Source organism: Pseudogemmobacter lacusdianii (genome assembly GCF_030848395.1).
Taxonomy (GTDB): Bacteria; Pseudomonadota; Alphaproteobacteria; order Rhodobacterales; family Rhodobacteraceae; genus Pseudogemmobacter; species Pseudogemmobacter lacusdianii.
Window position 1 is genome coordinate 155,691 of the sequence record NZ_JAVDBT010000001.1, and the last position, 15,550, is coordinate 171,240.

16 protein-coding genes and 1 tRNA gene are annotated in these 15,550 nt (G+C 61.7%); 5 read left to right on the forward strand and 12 right to left on the reverse strand.

The genetic code is table 11. The annotated features are described in order from the left end of the window. From Q9295_RS00760 to Q9295_RS00775, 4 genes are all read right to left on the reverse strand, one after another. Positions 1-1,401 (reverse strand): type II and III secretion system protein family protein, encoded by a 1,401-nt coding sequence (locus tag Q9295_RS00760; RefSeq protein WP_306678416.1) that lies wholly within the window; start codon positions 1,399-1,401, stop codon positions 1-3. A 205-nt stretch (positions 1,402-1,606) separates the two neighbouring features. Further along, the gene (gene cpaB / locus Q9295_RS00765) at positions 1,607-2,536 is read right to left on the reverse strand and encodes a Flp pilus assembly protein CpaB (protein WP_306678418.1); all 930 of its coding nucleotides are present in this window, start codon (positions 2,534-2,536) and stop codon (positions 1,607-1,609) included. Positions 2,537-2,716: 180 nt separating this feature from the next. Then, positions 2,717-2,905, reverse strand: a complete 189-nt coding sequence (locus Q9295_RS00770) for a Flp family type IVb pilin (protein WP_306678420.1) — start codon at positions 2,903-2,905, stop codon at positions 2,717-2,719. Between the two features lie 480 nt (positions 2,906-3,385). Further along, positions 3,386-3,568 (reverse strand): Flp family type IVb pilin, encoded by a 183-nt coding sequence (locus tag Q9295_RS00775; protein ID WP_373457405.1) that lies wholly within the window; start codon positions 3,566-3,568, stop codon positions 3,386-3,388. 365 nt (positions 3,569-3,933) lie between these two features. Here Q9295_RS00775 and Q9295_RS00780 point away from each other — a divergent pair, with 365 nt between their 5' ends. Then, a complete protein-coding gene (locus tag Q9295_RS00780; RefSeq protein ID WP_306678422.1) occupies positions 3,934-4,827 on the forward strand; it encodes a lytic transglycosylase domain-containing protein in 894 nt (297 codons plus the stop codon). A 344-nt stretch (positions 4,828-5,171) separates the two neighbouring features. Here Q9295_RS00780 and Q9295_RS00785 read toward each other — a convergent pair whose 3' ends face one another. The 3 genes from Q9295_RS00785 to Q9295_RS00795 are packed head-to-tail and all read right to left on the reverse strand — an operon-like array spanning position 5,172 to position 6,803. After that, complete coding sequence (locus Q9295_RS00785; RefSeq protein ID WP_306678423.1) at positions 5,172-5,468, reverse strand: GNAT family N-acetyltransferase; 297 nt, start codon at positions 5,466-5,468, stop codon at positions 5,172-5,174. Next, complete coding sequence (locus tag Q9295_RS00790; protein ID WP_306678424.1) at positions 5,461-6,099, reverse strand: CoA transferase subunit B; 639 nt, start codon at positions 6,097-6,099, stop codon at positions 5,461-5,463. Before Q9295_RS00790 ends, Q9295_RS00785 begins: the two co-directional genes overlap by 8 nt. Then, positions 6,099-6,803, reverse strand: coding sequence for a CoA transferase subunit A (locus Q9295_RS00795; RefSeq protein WP_306678425.1), 705 nt, complete (start codon positions 6,801-6,803; stop codon positions 6,099-6,101). The genes Q9295_RS00790 and Q9295_RS00795 overlap by 1 nt, the downstream gene beginning before the upstream one ends. A 226-nt stretch (positions 6,804-7,029) precedes the next feature. Between Q9295_RS00795 and Q9295_RS00800 the strand changes: the two genes are divergently transcribed. Continuing rightward, positions 7,030-7,115, forward strand: a tRNA-Leu gene (locus Q9295_RS00800). A 212-nt stretch (positions 7,116-7,327) separates the two neighbouring features. Here Q9295_RS00800 and Q9295_RS00805 read toward each other — a convergent pair. Then, positions 7,328-7,465, reverse strand: a complete 138-nt coding sequence (locus Q9295_RS00805; RefSeq protein ID WP_306678427.1) for an entericidin A/B family lipoprotein — start codon at positions 7,463-7,465, stop codon at positions 7,328-7,330. Positions 7,466-7,599: 134 nt separating this feature from the next. Continuing rightward, complete coding sequence (locus tag Q9295_RS00810) at positions 7,600-7,725, reverse strand: hypothetical protein (RefSeq protein WP_306678428.1); 126 nt, start codon at positions 7,723-7,725, stop codon at positions 7,600-7,602. 96 nt (positions 7,726-7,821) lie between these two features. Between Q9295_RS00810 and Q9295_RS00815 the strand changes: the two genes are divergently transcribed. Then, the gene (locus Q9295_RS00815) at positions 7,822-8,136 is read left to right on the forward strand and encodes a hypothetical protein (RefSeq protein ID WP_306678429.1); all 315 of its coding nucleotides are present in this window, start codon (positions 7,822-7,824) and stop codon (positions 8,134-8,136) included. Here the strand turns inward: Q9295_RS00815 and Q9295_RS00820 are convergent. Beyond that, positions 8,133-8,594 carry an Lrp/AsnC family transcriptional regulator gene (locus Q9295_RS00820; RefSeq protein ID WP_306678431.1) on the reverse strand — a complete coding sequence of 154 codons (462 nt, stop codon included), beginning with the start codon at positions 8,592-8,594 and terminating at the stop codon, positions 8,133-8,135. The two genes, Q9295_RS00815 and Q9295_RS00820, sit on opposite strands and share 4 nt — an antisense overlap. 105 nt (positions 8,595-8,699) lie before the next feature. On the opposite strand from Q9295_RS00820, the gene putA reads away from it, so the two are divergent. Together putA and Q9295_RS00830 are read left to right on the forward strand one after the other, a co-directional pair. Continuing rightward, positions 8,700-12,146: a bifunctional proline dehydrogenase/L-glutamate gamma-semialdehyde dehydrogenase PutA gene (gene putA, locus Q9295_RS00825; RefSeq protein ID WP_306678433.1), complete on the forward strand. Its 3,447-nt coding sequence runs from the start codon at positions 8,700-8,702 to the stop codon at positions 12,144-12,146. A 117-nt stretch (positions 12,147-12,263) separates the two neighbouring features. Then, positions 12,264-13,004, forward strand: a complete 741-nt coding sequence (locus Q9295_RS00830) for a rhomboid family intramembrane serine protease (RefSeq protein WP_306678435.1) — start codon at positions 12,264-12,266, stop codon at positions 13,002-13,004. A gap of 63 nt (positions 13,005-13,067) precedes the next feature. On the opposite strand, the gene Q9295_RS00835 is transcribed toward Q9295_RS00830, so the two are convergent. Continuing rightward, the gene (locus tag Q9295_RS00835) at positions 13,068-13,856 is read right to left on the reverse strand and encodes an inositol monophosphatase family protein (RefSeq protein WP_306678437.1); all 789 of its coding nucleotides are present in this window, start codon (positions 13,854-13,856) and stop codon (positions 13,068-13,070) included. A gap of 126 nt (positions 13,857-13,982) precedes the next feature. Beyond that, a complete protein-coding gene (locus tag Q9295_RS00840) occupies positions 13,983-15,482 on the reverse strand; it encodes an ATP-binding cassette domain-containing protein (RefSeq protein WP_306678439.1) in 1,500 nt (499 codons plus the stop codon). Positions 15,483-15,550: the final 68 nt, after the last annotated feature.

Consider the following 15,550-nt stretch of genomic DNA (forward strand, 5'->3'; position numbering starts at 1 on the left):
TTACTCCATCACATAGCCGTAGGAGGACGAGAAGTCCTGCCGCGCCACTTCGCCCGCCGCCCCTTTCGGGGTTTTTGAGACATCGCCGAACAAGAAAAGCTCGCGCTCGGTCGGGATGCGGACGCGGTCGGTCGGCAGGGCAAGCGCTTGGCCTTGGACCGGCGTCACCAGATGCGGCGTGACGATGATCACAAGTTCGGTCTGCGCGCGCTGATATTCCGCGCTGCGGAAGAGCGCGCCGATGATCGGAATATCGCCCAGCCACGGCACCTGGCCGTTCAGATCGCGGAAGTCATCTTGCAAAAGCCCCGCGATGGCAAAGCTTTCGCCGTCGCGCATCTCAACCGTGGTCGAGGTCTCGCGCCGCTTGAAGGCATTGATCGAGAAGCCAGACGATTCCAGCGTGATCGTGCTGTCGATCGAGCTGACGGCGGCGTTGATCGTCAGGTTGATGATGTCGCTATCCACCACGACCGGGGTGAAGTTCAACTCAACACCAAAGGGCTTATACTCAATCGCAATCGAGTCATCGCCCGAGGCAACCGGGATCGGATATTCGCCGCCCGCAAGGAATTTCGCCTCTTGGCCCGAAAGCGCCGTCAAGTTCGGCTCGGCCAGAGTGCGGACCATGCCTTTGGATTCCAAGGCTTCCAAGAGCACGCCGAATTCAAACGCGCCGGCAGAAAAGCCCAAGAGCATCGCGCTATTGGCGCTGCCGCGCGTCGTCACCGGAGAGGTGCCCAGAGCATTCGACCCCTGAAGCCAGGTGCCGGTCTCAACCGCGCCGCCCACTGTGCTGCTGTTGGAGTTGATCGCCAGTGACGAAGAGAGGTTCTTCGAGACCGAGCGTTGCATCTCGGCAAAGCGCACCTTCAGCATCACCTGCTGCGTGCCGCCGACCACCATCAGGTTCGACACCCGATCCGGCGCATAGCGGTGCGCCAAATCGAGCGCGCGGTCCAGTTTCGCCGTCGAGGATACTGTGCCCGACAGCACGATGCCGTCATTGGCGGTCCGCACTTCGATCTTCTCGCCGGGCAGGATCTGCTGCAACCGCTCTTTGAACTCGGCAATATCTGGCGTGACATGCACATCGACGTTGGAAATCAGTTTTCCATCGGCGGAAAGCAGCGTCAGCGTGGTGCGGCCGGGCGCTTTGCCCAAGACATAGATCGAGCGATCCGAAAGCGTCGAGATATCGGCGATGCCCGGATTGGCAATCGACAGTTCAGCAAAAGGAACGTCGCTCTCCACCACCACGGCGCGGTTCATCGGCACGTTCAGTGCCGAGGAGGCCTGTCCGGTGGCCACCCGAAGCACTTCGGCCGCCACCGGCGTCATCGCCGTAGAGGCCAGAGCCGCGCCCAAGACGCCAGCTGCTAGAAAACGTTTCATGTACATTGTGATCTGCCCTTTCGACCACGCCTCGGATCGGGTCTTTTCGCCCGCATTGCCGATTAATCTGAAGGAACCGGCGATTTTTTGCAAGAATCAACTGTTTGCGGCAAATTCTTTATGTGGATAACATGCAACAGAGCGCAATTCTTGGTGAAATTAAAAGGGCGCGAGCCCAGATGATGTGGTCGCGCGCCCCGTCGACTGTGACTTAATTGGTGCAGGGAATCGGGATTTCGACGACATCTGCGCCCTTGCGGGTGCGGATGGTGCAGGTCTTTTCGACCTCGGCTTCCACGACGACAACCTCTTCTTTGACGATGCCCAAGAGCTTGTTGCTGTCCACTTCGATCAAGTCCGTGGCCACATCGTCTTGGCTGCCGACCAGCGACATGGTCAGACTGCCGGTCGCTTGCGCTTGCGCCAAAAGGCCAACTTGTTCGGGCGTGGCGGCCACGGTGACGGTCTTGGCGCCACCGCTGTTCATCGATTGACCCTCGCCCGAGGCTTGGTCCACCGCGATCACCCGGTAGGCGCTGCCGATCAGGCGGGTCACGTTGCCGCTGACATTTTCACCGCCCGCACCGGTCCAATAGATGTCGATGTAGCTTTCAGGGATCACGAAATCGGCCACACCGGACGTGGCGCTGACCTTGATCTGGAAGGCACGCATGCCCTTTTCCAGCTTGCCCGTCAGCCCAGCCACTTGGCCCGGATCGGTCACACGGCCCGCCAGCACAATCTCATGCGGCTCCATCGAGCGCATAATATAGCGCGGACGATCCTCATTCTCGGGGAAAAGCGGTCCGGTTGGCGTCACGATCTGCACCTCATCACCTTTGGGCGGCTCGGCCGCGGTATAGGTGATGGTCTGGCCTTCTTGCGGCACCAAATAGGCGCCGGCAGGCAAGAAGCTTTGCTGCAGATAGACGATTTCGACATCATCCTTGGTCAGCGGAGCACCGAAGCTCATGGCTTTGTTCACGGCATAGACCTGAACCAGCGGACCGGTGCGTTGCTGGAACTCTTGCGCACGGGCCACTGCGGCCTGTGACTGTCCAACGTAGTTTTGCGCCATGTAAACGGCGAGGCCCGCAAGCGCCACGCCGAACACCAGGACCAATGCGAAGACTGCTCGCATATCCGTTTCCCCTATCCCACCATGAGGCGGCCTGGCCGCCTGCTGTCATTCTTTTGGCGCGCGCAGGCAGGCTGCGGCCCTTCGCAAGATCTTTGTGCAAGTTCGGCTTGCACCACTCTTATGCTACAATCGTGCAGATTCCACCACAGTCGCCACAGTGAAGGGCGCCTGCGCTTCGCGTTATTGCAGCGCGCTGCCGGCGCTGGTCACGGTATCGGCAATGGTGCCCGACACCCCAAGCAGCGCTTCGCGCATCGGAGTCAGCAATACCGCGATCTGCAAACCGACGATCAGTGCGGTAATCATCACCCAATCGATCGTGACGGCGCCATCTTCAGATCTGCAAAACGACTGGATCATCTTCGGCATGGCTTTCCTCGTTCTGGGCGCGGACCAAGCACCCTTGTGATTCGAATTATAGGCGGGCCATTGCGGCGAAACTTTGCACCGCAAAAGAGCATTTCATGGCATCGAGCGAAGCCGCAGCGGGCCTGACCGGTCCCGCCCATCGTTGTGCTGCGGCCATTCTCTGCCTTCGCTTCTATCGACCGGGGCTTCCCGTTCCGCATTTGCGGGGCGGCAATGTCCAACACCCTTTGGTCAAGCCCATTCAGAGCCACCTGGCCGCGCTGCCGTCACAGCTGCTCACCCCCAAAGGTGGGCCAAGGCTGATCGCCAAACATGGCACGAGTTGGGTGCAGCTTCGATCATTGCATCAAATTCGCGGAATTTGGCCCTGTCTGTGAAGCGATGGAACGTGACCGTCTCGCCCAGCATAGAAAAGGCCGCGTCACCCTTTTGGGATGCGCGGCCGTAGCAGTCACACAAGGCGACTGTCTTTCGCTCAGCTTAGTTTGCTGCGCCGGTGATGGTGCCAGCGATGTTGGTCGACAGGCCCGAAACGGCCGGACGGATGGCGGCCATAACGACGATGCCCAGGCCAACAACGGCAGCGGTCAGCACGACCCAGTCAACGGTCACAGCGCCATCTTCATCTTTTTTGAAGCGGTTCAGGATGTTCAAAGCTTTCATCATTTCGGTGTCCCTTTCAAGGTGCTCACTAAAGATCATATCCGTTGCGTTGGTCCGTCTCGGCCTCTGTTCCGTTCCGTTCCCGCTTGGGATGACCCCTTATAGCCGTCCAATCGTGGCAACGGTTTGCTGCGATCTAGGCGTTTTGTGGCAATGCTAAGATTTTAGTAACTTTTCAAGTAAGTATCTGAAAATAAACAAAACTTAAATCACTATTTTCTTCCGGACTCGTTGGGGAGCCCCCGAATCTGCGTGGTTTTTGGGCCAATTTTGTCAAAATTGCCTTTATTGAGCACCAAATCCGCTTTGCGCGCAGGCCCAGTTCTGCGAGTCTTCCCAAAAGAACAATGAGCAGGCCGCAGGACATGCGCAGACCAAAAGCCTGCCCGCGCAGGCACAGTCAAAGACTCGGCCCGGGCCGCGCTTTTCTGCCCGCTCTGGCGCTTAGCCTTACGGTGGCAGGCCCTTCGGCGGCGCAAGAGGACTTCACCTTCCGTCGCATCAAAGCCGCTGACCGAGTCGCGGGGGCGCTGATCACGGTGCAGATCGATCCGGCCGAACAAGCCCGCCGCTTGGCTGCCACCACTTGGAAAGATCCCGCCTTGAAGTCCGACACGCTTCTGCCCGCGCCGGGCGAGGCACCGGCGCTGCCCGCTCCTAAATCCAACTATGCTTGGTTTTGGGACAAGGTGCCCCCCGGTATCTCGGATGGCGCTGACCGTTTCCCCAGCGCGATGGCGGCGCTGAGCCAAGGACCTGCTGGGGCCAGCGTTGCCGCACCTCGGATGCAATCGATGCAAACTCTGGCCGAGGTCTATGGCCGCGATGTTCTGGTTGCGACCATCGGCACCAAAGTCTCGCCGGCTTTGGTGCTGGCGGTGATGGGCATTGAGAGTGCAGGGCGCAAAGAGGCGGTCTCCAGTGCCGGCGCGACCGGCCTGATGCAACTCATGCCCGATACCGCCAAACGATTCGGGGTGAGTGATTCCACCGATCCTGCGCAAAACATCAAAGGCGGCGTGGCCTATCTTGATTGGCTGATGGGAGAGTTCGGCGGCGATCCGGTGCTGGTGCTGGCCGCCTATAACGCTGGCGAGGGGGCCGTGCGCAAAAATTCAGGCGTGCCGCCCTATGCCGAGACACGCGATTACGTTCCCAAAGTGCTGGCCGCTTGGCAGGTGGCGCAAGGCCTGTGCCAGACCCCTCCCATGCTGGTGAGCGATCCTTGCGTCTTTAAAGTCTTAATGGCCGGCGGCTAAGCGCATAAGGCAAAAGGTGCGCACCAAGGGGCAGGGGGCTCTGCCCCCTTCTGGCTTGGTAGGCCAGTTCCCCCCGGGATCGTTTGGTTCTGAAAGAGCATAGACCCGATGCGGAAAAGCACGAGGCGCTCGTCTTGGGGAAATGGACGCATCCTGCGGCGGGGTTGGGCCGCAGCAGGGCGCGCCATCTCTTCCAGAAGCGGTCATCGGCTTCCCAGCCTGTTCCGCCCGGCCAAACTAAGGCTCGCATGGTAAAGAAATGATTAAGGCGGCCCCGCAGGCGCCGCCTTTTTCATTAAATCTACCTCGGAGATGGCGCTGAGACCCGCGTCCCGCGCTTCATCTTAACGAGAGAAGACATCCGCCCATTCGGGATGCTTCAGACTTTGCGCCTTCACGAAGGGGCAAAGTGCGATGATCTTGAACCCATCCGCCCGCGCCGCAGCCACAAGGGCTTCGGCCAAGGCCAGCCCTGCGCCCGTGCCGCGGAAGCTGTCTGGCACGCCGGTGTGATCGGCGATGATCAAAGTGGGGGTGGTGATGGAATAGGTCAGCTCGGCCTCTTCGCCATCCTTGCGGATAAAGAAGCGGCCTTTGGTTTCGCCATGTTCACGGGTTACTTTATGCACATGTTCAGACAAGTGTGGCCTCCGTTGCTGTACGGAACTCATCTTCCGATACGCCCGGCGCCAGTTCAACCAGTTTCAACCCGCCCGGCACCACGTCTAGCACGCCAAGATTGGTGATGATGCGGTTGACCACGGCCTTACCGGTCAAGGGCAGAGTGCATTCCTTCAGCACCTTCGACTCGCCATGTTTCGAGGTGTGATCCATCACCACCACCACGCGGCCGACGCCGGCCACCAGATCCATCGCCCCGCCCATGCCTTTGACGAGCTTGCCCGGGATCATCCAATTGGCCAGATCGCCATTCTCGGCCACTTCCATCGCGCCCAAGATCGCCATGGCAATCTTGCCGCCCCGGATCATCGCAAAGCTTTGCGCAGAATCGAAATAGGCGGTCTGCGGCAGCTCGGTGATCGTCTGCTTGCCGGCATTGATCAGATCGGGGTCTTCCTCGCCCTCAAAGGGGAAGGGGCCCATGCCCAACATGCCGTTCTCCGACTGCAGCGTCACATTCACCCCCTCGGGGATGTAATTGGCCACCAAGGTCGGAATCCCGATGCCAAGGTTCACATACCAGCCATCACGCAGCTCTTGCGCCGCGCGTGCGGCAATGCCGTTGCGGTCCCAGCCTTTTGCTTCCGACATTACACAGCCTCCCGCTTGCGCACGGTGCGCTGTTCGATGCGTTTTTCATGGGTGCCTTGCACGATGCGATGCACATAGATGCCGGGCAGGTGGATCGTATCGGGATCAAGGCTGCCCATCGGCACCACCTCTTCCACCTCAACCACGCAGAACTTGCCGCAGGTCGCCGCAGGTACGTTGAAGTTCCGCGCCGTCTTGCGGAACACAAGGTTGCCCGAGGGGTCGGCCTTCCAAGCCTTCACAATCGCCAGATCGGCAACCAAACCGCGCTCAAGGATATAAGTCCGTCCATCAAAGTCGTGATGCTCTTTGCCCTCAGCGATCACCGTGCCAACGCCGGTTGCGGTGTAAAAGCCGGGGATGCCCGCGCCGCCCGCCCGCATCCGCTCGGCCAAGGTGCCTTGCGGGTTGAATTCCAACTCCAGCTCGCCCGACAGATATTGGCGCATAAATTCAGCGTTTTCGCCGACATAGGAGGAGATCATCTTCTTGACCTGCCGGGTCTCCAAAAGCTGGCCCAGCCCGAACCCGTCGACCCCAGCGTTGTTCGAGGCGACCGTCAGCCCCTTCACGCCCGAATCGCGGATCGCAGTGATCAACAGCTCTGGGATGCCGCAAAGGCCAAAGCCCCCGGCCGCGATGAGCATGCCGTCGCGCAGCTTCCCCTCCAGCGCGGCGGCGGCGGTCGGATAAACCTTGTTCATAAATTCCCCCCCGATAAGTCTTTGGCGTTATAAAGGAGCCGCCCCTTGGGCTTGTCAATCATGGCAGAGCGGCGCGCTTTGCCAATTGCGCAATGCTGGCTTCGGTTTTTGTGCATCCCGTTTCGGTGCCCGCCGCAGGCCGCGCCAAAAGTTTTGCAGATTTGGTCGCTCAGAATCGCGTTCTGGGGCTTTCCCCTGCGCGCAGCTTCGCTATGGTGCGCCCGCTGCCCGCGTGGTGAAATGGTAGACACACCAGACTTAAAATCTGTTGGCCGCAAGGCCGTGCCGGTTCAAGTCCGGCCGCGGGTACCAGCAAAATTATTGAATTATTCCAAGGGTTTAACTTAAGCCCTGAAGCCCTCGGTGTGGCGAGGGAGCAGGCTTGCAGCCTAGAATTTTGACGCTTTTGGTCTCAGCAAATTGTGCCCTGTGCCAAGATGCTGTGCCAAAACACTGGCCCTAGTGCCAGATTTGACAAAGCCCCGCCGAAGGGGCGGGGCTTTGCTCTAGCTTGCGCAACGAGTTTAGAGCTCGCTCTTAGCCTCACGCGCTTCAGCGCTGACGGCTGCACCGGCCTTTTGCATATCACGGCCCGCACCCTCGATCGTGTCACAGGCGGCAAGCGACAAAAGCACAGCGCCGAACGCAAAAATCTTAATCATTACATGGTCCTCTTTCGGGGGCTACTTGCCCGCACCAACGAGCAATGCTCCCTTTAGGTTCCCGGTACGAGGCGAACAGTGGCAAAATAAACCGCAGTTGGACCCGCGCCCAGCTGTCAGCCTTAGTGTCGGGCCTAGTCCTCATTGACCTGCTTCAAGGGCTGATCTTGCCGCTGCTCATGGGCGGGCGGCTTCGGTGCGGCATTGGGCTTGTCGCCCTGAACTTTTGCGGGCTCATTGGTCTTTGGATCGGTCGCCATCGCCAACTCCTCTTTGCAAATGTGCATTCTCACTGGGCCAACGTCTGCAAGCGCTTTTCGTTCCCGGTCCTGCGCGGCCCGCTGGCTCGCAGGGCTGTGATCCGGGCTTTTGCTGCGACAGGGAACATGGCGGCGGCTTGGCAGTTTCTCACCTGCGCCAATGCCGAAGGCTCGACGCTAAGAGGCCGGCCCAAAAGCGAGATCATCCTGATGCCAAACCGCGAACTCTTCACCATCCGCCGCAGTCGCCAGGCCGCAGCCCTGCCAGCTGATTCGCCTGCTGCGCGGTTCTTGCTGCGCCTGCCTGCGCGCAGGGGCGTGTTGACCGCCGCGCATAACCCATCGCGCGATACGCGCGGTGGCATGGACCATCAGGCCGATGGCAAAAAGCCGCCGCATCAGGCCTGTTAAAGCGCCTCCTTTACCGCCTCCATCGCCACATAGGTCGAGGTCGAGGCGACATAGGGCAGGGCCGAGATCCGCTCGGCCAGCACCCGGCGATAATCCGAGATATCGGCGGTGCGCACCTTCAAAAGATAGTCGAACCGGCTTGCAATCATATGACATTGCTCAACTTCCGGCACGGCGATCGCCGCTTTGTTGAAGGCCCGCAAAGCCGCCTCGCGGGTGTCTGACAGGCGCACCTCGACAAAAGCCACATGCGCCACGCCCATTTTTACCGGGTCAAGGATCGCCCGATATCCGGCGATCACACCTTCTTCCTCCAGCCGCTTCATCCGCGCCTGCACCGGGCTTTTCGACAACCCAATCCGGCGCGCCAGCTCCACCGCCGGTATCCGCCCCTCGGCAGCCAGAATGCTCAAGATCGCCCGATCGAACCGATCCAACACCGGAAGGCTATTTGGCATGTCTTTCTCCAAAAATCAGGCAATCCGGCTGCATAGCATAGCAAATGCGGGAAAACAGCCCGGCGTTTCCCCTGTATTCTGGGCTTTGCACTTAAGGAGAGCGCCATGACCACCCAAACCCCGTGGGACATCATCCAAACCCAATCCCTGCGGGATGAAGACGCCCTCGTGCGCAGCCTTCTGCAAGAGGCGAACCTGCCCCCCGCCGAGCGCGCCGCGATCACCGCCGCTGGCGCCGAATTCGTCCGCCGCATCCGCGCCGCGACGAAGCCCGGCTTGATGGAGGTTTTCCTCGCCGAATACGGTCTTTCGACCGATGAAGGCATCGCTCTGATGTGCCTTGCCGAAGCGCTTCTGCGCGTGCCGGATGCCGAGACGATGGATGCGCTGATCGAAGACAAGATCGCGCCCTCCGACTGGGGCCGCCACCTTGGCAAATCCGCCTCCTCTTTGGTGAACGCCTCCACCTGGGCGCTGATGCTCACCGGCAAAGTGCTGGACGAGCGCGAGCCAGGCGTCGTCGGCCACCTCCGCGCCGCCGTCAAACGCTTGGGCGAACCGGTGATCCGCACCGCCGTGTCCCGCGCGATGAAGGAAATGGGCCGCCAGTTCGTGCTGGGTGAGACCATTCAAAAGGCGATGAAACGCGCCACCGAGCTGGAAAAACAAGGCTATACCTACAGCTACGACATGCTGGGCGAAGCCGCCCGCACCGAAGCTGACGCCCGCCGCTACCACCTGAGCTATTCCAAAGCCATCACCGCCATCGCCGATGCGGCCGAAGGTCAAGACATCCGCTCGAACCCCGGCATTTCGGTCAAACTCTCCGCCCTCCACCCGCGCTACGAAGTCGCGAAAGAAGAGCGCGTTATGGAAGAGCTTGTCCCTCGCGTCCGCGCGCTGGCTGGCCTTGCCAAAGCCGCCGGCCTTGGCTTCAACATCGACGCGGAAGAGGCTGATCGGCTTGAGCTTTCGCTCAAAGTCATCGAGGCCGTGCTCGAAGACCCCGCCCTGCGCGACTGGCACGGCTTTGGCGTCGTGGTGCAAGCTTACGGCCGCCGTTGCGGCGCCACCCTCGACTGGCTTTATGCTTTGGCCGAGCGTCTCAACCGCCGCATCATGATCCGTCTGGTGAAAGGCGCCTATTGGGATGCCGAAATCAAGCGCGCCCAAGTGCTTGGCCTTGAAAGCTTCCCGGTTTTCACCCGCAAACAGGCCACCGACGTCAGCTATATCGCCAATGCGCGCAAGCTTTTGGCGATGACCGATCGCGTTTACCCGCAATTTGCTGGCCACAACGCCCATACTGTCGCCGCCATTCTGCACATGGCTGCCGCCGCCAATGTCTCGCCGGAAGATTACGAATTCCAGCGCCTGCATGGCATGGGTGAGCGTCTGCATGACATCGTCCATGTCGATCACAAGACCCGCTGCCGGATCTATGCGCCGGTCGGCGCGCACCGCGATCTTCTGGCCTATCTGGTCCGCCGCCTGTTGGAAAACGGCGCGAACTCCAGCTTCGTGAACCAGATCGTTGATGAAGACGTGCCGGCTGAAAAGGTTGCCGCTTGCCCGCTGACCCGGATCGAGGAGCTGGTCCACATCCCCTCCGCCGCCGTTGCCGCACCGCTGGCGATCTTCCCGGGCCGTCAAAACTCCAAAGGCTTTGATCTGACCTCGCCGGTTGATCTGGCCCGGATCGAAGAGGCCCGCGCCCCGCATCAAGAGACGCTGTTCGAAGCCGCACCGATGCTGGCAGGCCCCGTTGCCGGTGCCGCGCGCACGGAAGTGAAGAACCCCGCCACCGGCGCATTGGTCGGTCATATGCTGGCTGCAAGTGCTGCCGATGTCGACAGCGCTCTCACCCATGCGCAGGCTTGGACCGCCGCCCCGGCAGAGCGCGCCGCGATCCTGCGTCGCGCCGCCGATCTTTACGAGGCCAACTTCGGCGCCTTCTTCGCGCTCCTTGCCCGTGAAGCAGGCAAGACCCTTGGCGATGCGGTGGCAGAGCTGCGCGAAGCGGTTGATTTCTTGCGCTATTACGCCAATGGCGCGGAATCTCTGACCCATCCGCCGCATGGCATCTTCACCTGCATCAGCCCGTGGAACTTCCCGCTGGCGATCTTCTCGGGCCAAATCGTCGCCGCTTTGGCGGCTGGCAATGCCGTGTTGGCCAAGCCCGCGCCGCAGACCCCGCTGATCGCTGCCTATGCGGTGAAGCTTCTGCATGAAGCCGGCGTCCCGGCCACCGCGCTGCAACTCCTGCCCGGCGGCACCGAGGTTGGCATCGCTGTCACCTCGGACGCCCGCGTCAATGGTGTCTGCTTCACCGGCTCGACTGCCACCGCCCAAGGCATCCGCCGCGCGATGGCTGCAAACCTTTCGCCGACCGCCCCGCTGATCGCCGAAACCGGTGGTCTCAACGCGATGATCGTCGATTCGACCGCGCTGCCGGAACAAGCCGTCCGCGACGTGCTGGCCTCGTCCTTCCAATCCGCCGGCCAGCGTTGCTCGGCCCTGCGCTGCCTTTACTTGCAAGAGGATATCGCAGGCCCGGTGACCGAGATGCTCTTCGGTGCGATGGATGAGCTGACCTTGGCCGAGCCGTGGAAGCTCGATACCGATGTTGGCCCGCTGATCGACGCCGCCGCGCATAAGACCATCTCCGAACACGTCGCCAAGGCCCGCGCTGAGGGCCGGGTGATGAAAGAGATGACCGTCCCTGCAGGCGGCACCTTCCTTGCGCCGACCGTGATCAAAGTCTCGGGCGTCGAGGCGATGGGCAAAGAGGTCTTCGGCCCGGTTCTGCATGTCGCCACCTTCAAGGCAGGCGAAGTCGGTGCCTTGGTCGACCGGATCAACGCCACCGGCTACGGGCTGACCTTCGGTCTGCACAGCCGCATCGATGACCGCGTGCAAGAGGTCACCGAGAAGCTGAACGTCGGCAACGCCTATGTGAACCGCAACCAAATCGGCGCGGTTGTTGGCAGCCAACCCTTTGGTGGTGAAGGCATGTCTGGCACCGGACCGAAAGCGGGCGGCCCGGACTATCTGCACCGCTTCACCCGGATCGAGGCCTCGTTTGCAGGCCAAGCCGGTGCCGCGGCGAATGAGGCTGAGGTGGCGAAGAAGCTTGCCGCTCCGGCCCCGGTCGTCGAAAGCCCGGTCCTCGATCTGCCCGGTCCGACCGGCGAGTCGAACCGGCTGCGCTTCACCCCCCGTGCGCCTCTTCTGTGCATGGGGCCGGGTGCCGCCGCCGCTGCTGCCCAAGCCGCCGCCGTGCGCGGGCTTGGGGGCAACGCCGTCGAAGCCGCTGACCTCGCACCCGAGGCACTGGCGCGTCTCAACGGCTTCTCCGGCGCTTTGTGGTGGGGCGAAGCGGCCCAAGGCCGCGCCTATGCGCAAGCTTTGGCCAGCCGGACCGGCCCGATCCTGCCCTTGATCGGTGGCATGCCTGACCGCGCCCATGTCACGCATGAGCGTCACATCTGCATCGACACCACCGCCTCGGGCGGCAACGCGCGCCTCTTGGCCGAAGTCTCGGAAGACTAAGCTACAGGCCCCGCAAACCAAAGAAAGGCCCGCTCCAAAGGCGGGCCTTTTTGCATCGCTCAGCCGCCTTGGGGCAGGGGATTGACCCCCCAGCTCATCATGCGAAACTCTTGCCCCATGTTCCCCATTCGCGACCACAACCCCTCGGGCATGCAGCCCTTCGTCACCCAGCTGCTGATCGCGGCCAATGTATTGATATTCCTCAGCTATCAGCTGACGCTCGAGGAATGGCAGATCTATGAGATCTTTGCCCATTGGGGCCTGATCCCCGCCCGTATCGCTTACGGCGAGGGCTATCACACCCTTTTTACCCACATGTTCCTGCATGCCGGCTGGATGCATATCATCGGCAATATGCTCTTTTTGTGGATCTTCGGCGACAACCTTGAAGAGCGTATGGGCCGGCTGCGCTTCCTTGCCTTCTATCTGGCCGGAGGCCTCGCCGCCGCCGCCCTGCAACTCATTGTCGACTGGGGCTCGATGGCGCCAATGGTCGGTGCATCCGGCGCCGTTGCCGGCGTCATGGGCGGCTATCTCCTCCTCTTCCCGCGCGCCCGCGTTGATGTCTTTCTCTTCTTCATCATCTTCTTTCGCATCCAGCCGCTGCCCACATGGGCGGTCTTGGGCTTCTGGTTCGGCCTGCAAATCTTCTCCGGCCTCTCCACCCCGACCGAGGCCGCCAGCACCGCCTATTGGGCCCATGTCGGTGGCTTTGTCGCCGGTCTGGTACTGACCCTACCGCTCCTGCGCCGGCTCGGGGGCCGCAGCTATTGGAGCCAAACCCACGGCGCCCCCCCGCATCCCGAGGCGCGCTATGCCCTCGCGCAAAGCCGCATCCCGAAAGTGCCGCGCCGCTAACCCAAAAGAAAAAGCCGCAGCCCCGAAGGGCTACGGCTTTGAAATTTCATAAGGAACCGCCGCTTAGCCGCGGATCACCTTGCGGAAGCTCTCAAACATCACCTCATTGCCCGCGATGATCGAGCCCGACTGCACCGGATCTTGATCCTCACGGATGCCCGAGACCAAGCCGCCGGCCTCTTTCACCAGCAAAATCCCGGCCGCAATGTCCCAAGCGCCCAACTCGCGCTCCCAATAGCCCTCGTAGCGGCCCGCCGCCACATAGGCCAAATCGAGCGACGCCGCGCCCCAGCGCCGAACCCCGGCACTGACCGGCATCAAGGCCGCCAAATCCTTCATCGTCGCGGGCAAGGTTTTGCGCGCCCCGAACGGCACGCCGGTGGCAAACACCGCCTCATGCATGTTTTTCCGCGCCGAAACCCGCAGGCGACGGTTGTCGTTCAGCCAGCAACCGGCACCTTTTTCCGCCCAGAACATCTCATCCTTGGCCGGGTCATAAACCACCGCCGAGACGATCTCGCCCTTATGCTCCAAAGCGATCGAGATCGCCCAATGCGGCATGCCGTGCAGGAAGTTGGTGGTGCCATCCAGCGGATCCACGATCCAGCGACGGGTCGGGTCTTGACCCTCTTGGCCGCCGGTCTCTTCGCCCAGCCAGCCATAGGTCGGCCGCGCGCCCATCAGATCCTCTTTGATCATCCGCTCGGCTTCGCGGTCCGCCTTGGTCACAAAGTCTCCCGGACCTTTGGCCGAGACCTGAAGGTTCTCAACCTCTCGGAAGTCTTTGATCAACGAGCGGGCGGCACGACGGGCGGCCTTGATCATCAGATTGAGGTTGGCGCTTCCCTGCATCGCGGGTCTCCGGCTGGTCGGACAAAAGTCTGGCGGCTGTGGTGGAACCACGGGTCTATAAGGTCAAAACGCGCAGAAGGAAAGGGCGCAAGCTTGACCAAAAGCGCTGCGCGTCGCGGCGTTGCTTCAGCCCATGGCTTGGCTGGCAAAGAAGGGCTCGGGACTGTCGATCTCTTCCAGCTTTTGGCCCTTGATCCACCAAAACCTTGTGCCCACCGCGCGGATGAAAGCGCGGTCATGGCTGACCAATAGCGCCGCCGCCCCTTGGGTCTGCAACTCCGCCTCCAAAGCCTCTTGGCCTTCGATATCCAGATGGTTGGTCGGCTCGTCCAAGAGATAAAAGTTCGGTCGCCGCAACCGCAGCAGCAGCAACATCAGCCGCGCCCTTTGCCCGCCCGACAAAAGCCCCAGTTTCTTACCCTGCCAATCCGGCCCAATCCCGGCCGAAGCCAACTGGCTCCGCGCCGATTGGTCAGCCAGATATTGCGTCACCAGCGCGAAGGGTGAGGCTTTGGGGTCCAACTCCTCCAGCATCTGCCCGGCATGGCCCAAGACCATGCTGCCCGCAGGCTTCACACCTTGCAGCGGCGTGCCTTGGCAGGCCGCCAGCACCGCATTCACCAGTTGCGTCTTGCCCGCTCCATTGGCCCCCAACAGCACCACCCGGTCGCCCGGCCCAATCCATTTCGGCCCCGTGCGGAAGAGCAGAGGCCCCGTATCCCCCGGCACCCGCACCTCGCAATCCAAGGCCAGCAAGGCCCGCGCCCGCGCCTCAGCGGAATCGAGTTTAATCGCCCCCGCGCTGCGGTCCCGATGCGCCGCCCGCGCCGCGCTTTCGATCTTCTCCGCCCGTTCGGTCAGCTGCTTGGTCTTCACCACCAAAAGGTCCGAGCCTGAATTTATCCCGATATTCTTCAGTTTTGCCGCTTGGCGGCGCAGCTGATCGGCCTTGGCCAGATCATTCTCATGCTGCCTTGCGTCCGAGGCATCGGCGATCTCCAAAGCCGCCCGCGCCTTGGAATAGGGCAAAGCAAAATCCCGGCTCGCCTCGGGCCGCAGAAACAAAGTCCGCGTGCAGACCGCATCCAGAAAGGCTCGATCATGGCTGGTCAGGATCACCCCGCAGGCCTTTGGCAGCCCGGCAAGCCAGCCTTGCAGCACCCCAATCCGCGCCAGATCCAGATGGTTGGTCGGCTCGTCCAAAAGGTAAAGGTCCGGCTCCAGCACTGCCGCTTGCGCCAAAAGTGCTGTGCGCTGCCAGCCGCCGGAGAGCGCCGCCAAAGGTTGGTCGCGCAGTTCCCAAGGCACCTCCAAAGCATCAAGCGCGATGCCCGCGCGCCATTCCTCGCCCGGAACCACCGCCTCGACCGCCTCGGCCAAGCTCCGCGCCAGCATCGCGGGCGGCACGTCTTGGCTGACATGGGCAAAGGTTAAGCCACGCGCGCGGGTGATCTCGCCGCCGCTCGGCTCGATCTCGCCCGCCAGCAGCGCCAGCAAGCTCGACTTGCCGCGCCCATTGCAAGCGACAAGCCCCAGCCGGTCTCCAGCATTAAGGTTCAGGTTCAGCCCAGCGAAAAGCGGCAGGCCAAGGGTCAGCGAAAGCGCGCGGGTGGCAATCAAGCTCATGAGAGAGGTCCGGTCTGACAAGGGGGAAGGGGGCGACAAGCGCCATCTTGGCAGAGCGAACCTGAAGG

Coding starts and splice junctions, on each gene's coding strand:
- Q9295_RS00760 (WP_306678416.1), bottom strand. CDS start 1,401: ATGTACATGAAACGTTTTCTAGCAGCTGGCGTCTTGGGCGCGGCTCTG.
- cpaB (WP_306678418.1), bottom strand. CDS start 2,536: ATGCGAGCAGTCTTCGCATTGGTCCTGGTGTTCGGCGTGGCGCTTGCG.
- Q9295_RS00770 (WP_306678420.1), bottom strand. CDS start 2,905: ATGCCGAAGATGATCCAGTCGTTTTGCAGATCTGAAGATGGCGCCGTC.
- Q9295_RS00775 (WP_373457405.1), bottom strand. CDS start 3,568: ATGAAAGCTTTGAACATCCTGAACCGCTTCAAAAAAGATGAAGATGGC.
- Q9295_RS00780 (WP_306678422.1), top strand. CDS start 3,934: ATGCGCAGACCAAAAGCCTGCCCGCGCAGGCACAGTCAAAGACTCGGC.
- Q9295_RS00790 (WP_306678424.1), bottom strand. CDS start 6,099: ATGTCGGAAGCAAAAGGCTGGGACCGCAACGGCATTGCCGCACGCGCG.
- Q9295_RS00795 (WP_306678425.1), bottom strand. CDS start 6,803: ATGAACAAGGTTTATCCGACCGCCGCCGCCGCGCTGGAGGGGAAGCTG.
- Q9295_RS00805 (WP_306678427.1), bottom strand. CDS start 7,465: ATGATTAAGATTTTTGCGTTCGGCGCTGTGCTTTTGTCGCTTGCCGCC.
- Q9295_RS00810 (WP_306678428.1), bottom strand. CDS start 7,725: ATGGCGACCGATCCAAAGACCAATGAGCCCGCAAAAGTTCAGGGCGAC.
- Q9295_RS00820 (WP_306678431.1), bottom strand. CDS start 8,594: ATGCCAAATAGCCTTCCGGTGTTGGATCGGTTCGATCGGGCGATCTTG.
- putA (WP_306678433.1), top strand. CDS start 8,700: ATGACCACCCAAACCCCGTGGGACATCATCCAAACCCAATCCCTGCGG.
- Q9295_RS00830 (WP_306678435.1), top strand. CDS start 12,264: ATGTTCCCCATTCGCGACCACAACCCCTCGGGCATGCAGCCCTTCGTC.
- Q9295_RS00835 (WP_306678437.1), bottom strand. CDS start 13,856: ATGCAGGGAAGCGCCAACCTCAATCTGATGATCAAGGCCGCCCGTCGT.
- Q9295_RS00840 (WP_306678439.1), bottom strand. CDS start 15,482: ATGAGCTTGATTGCCACCCGCGCGCTTTCGCTGACCCTTGGCCTGCCG.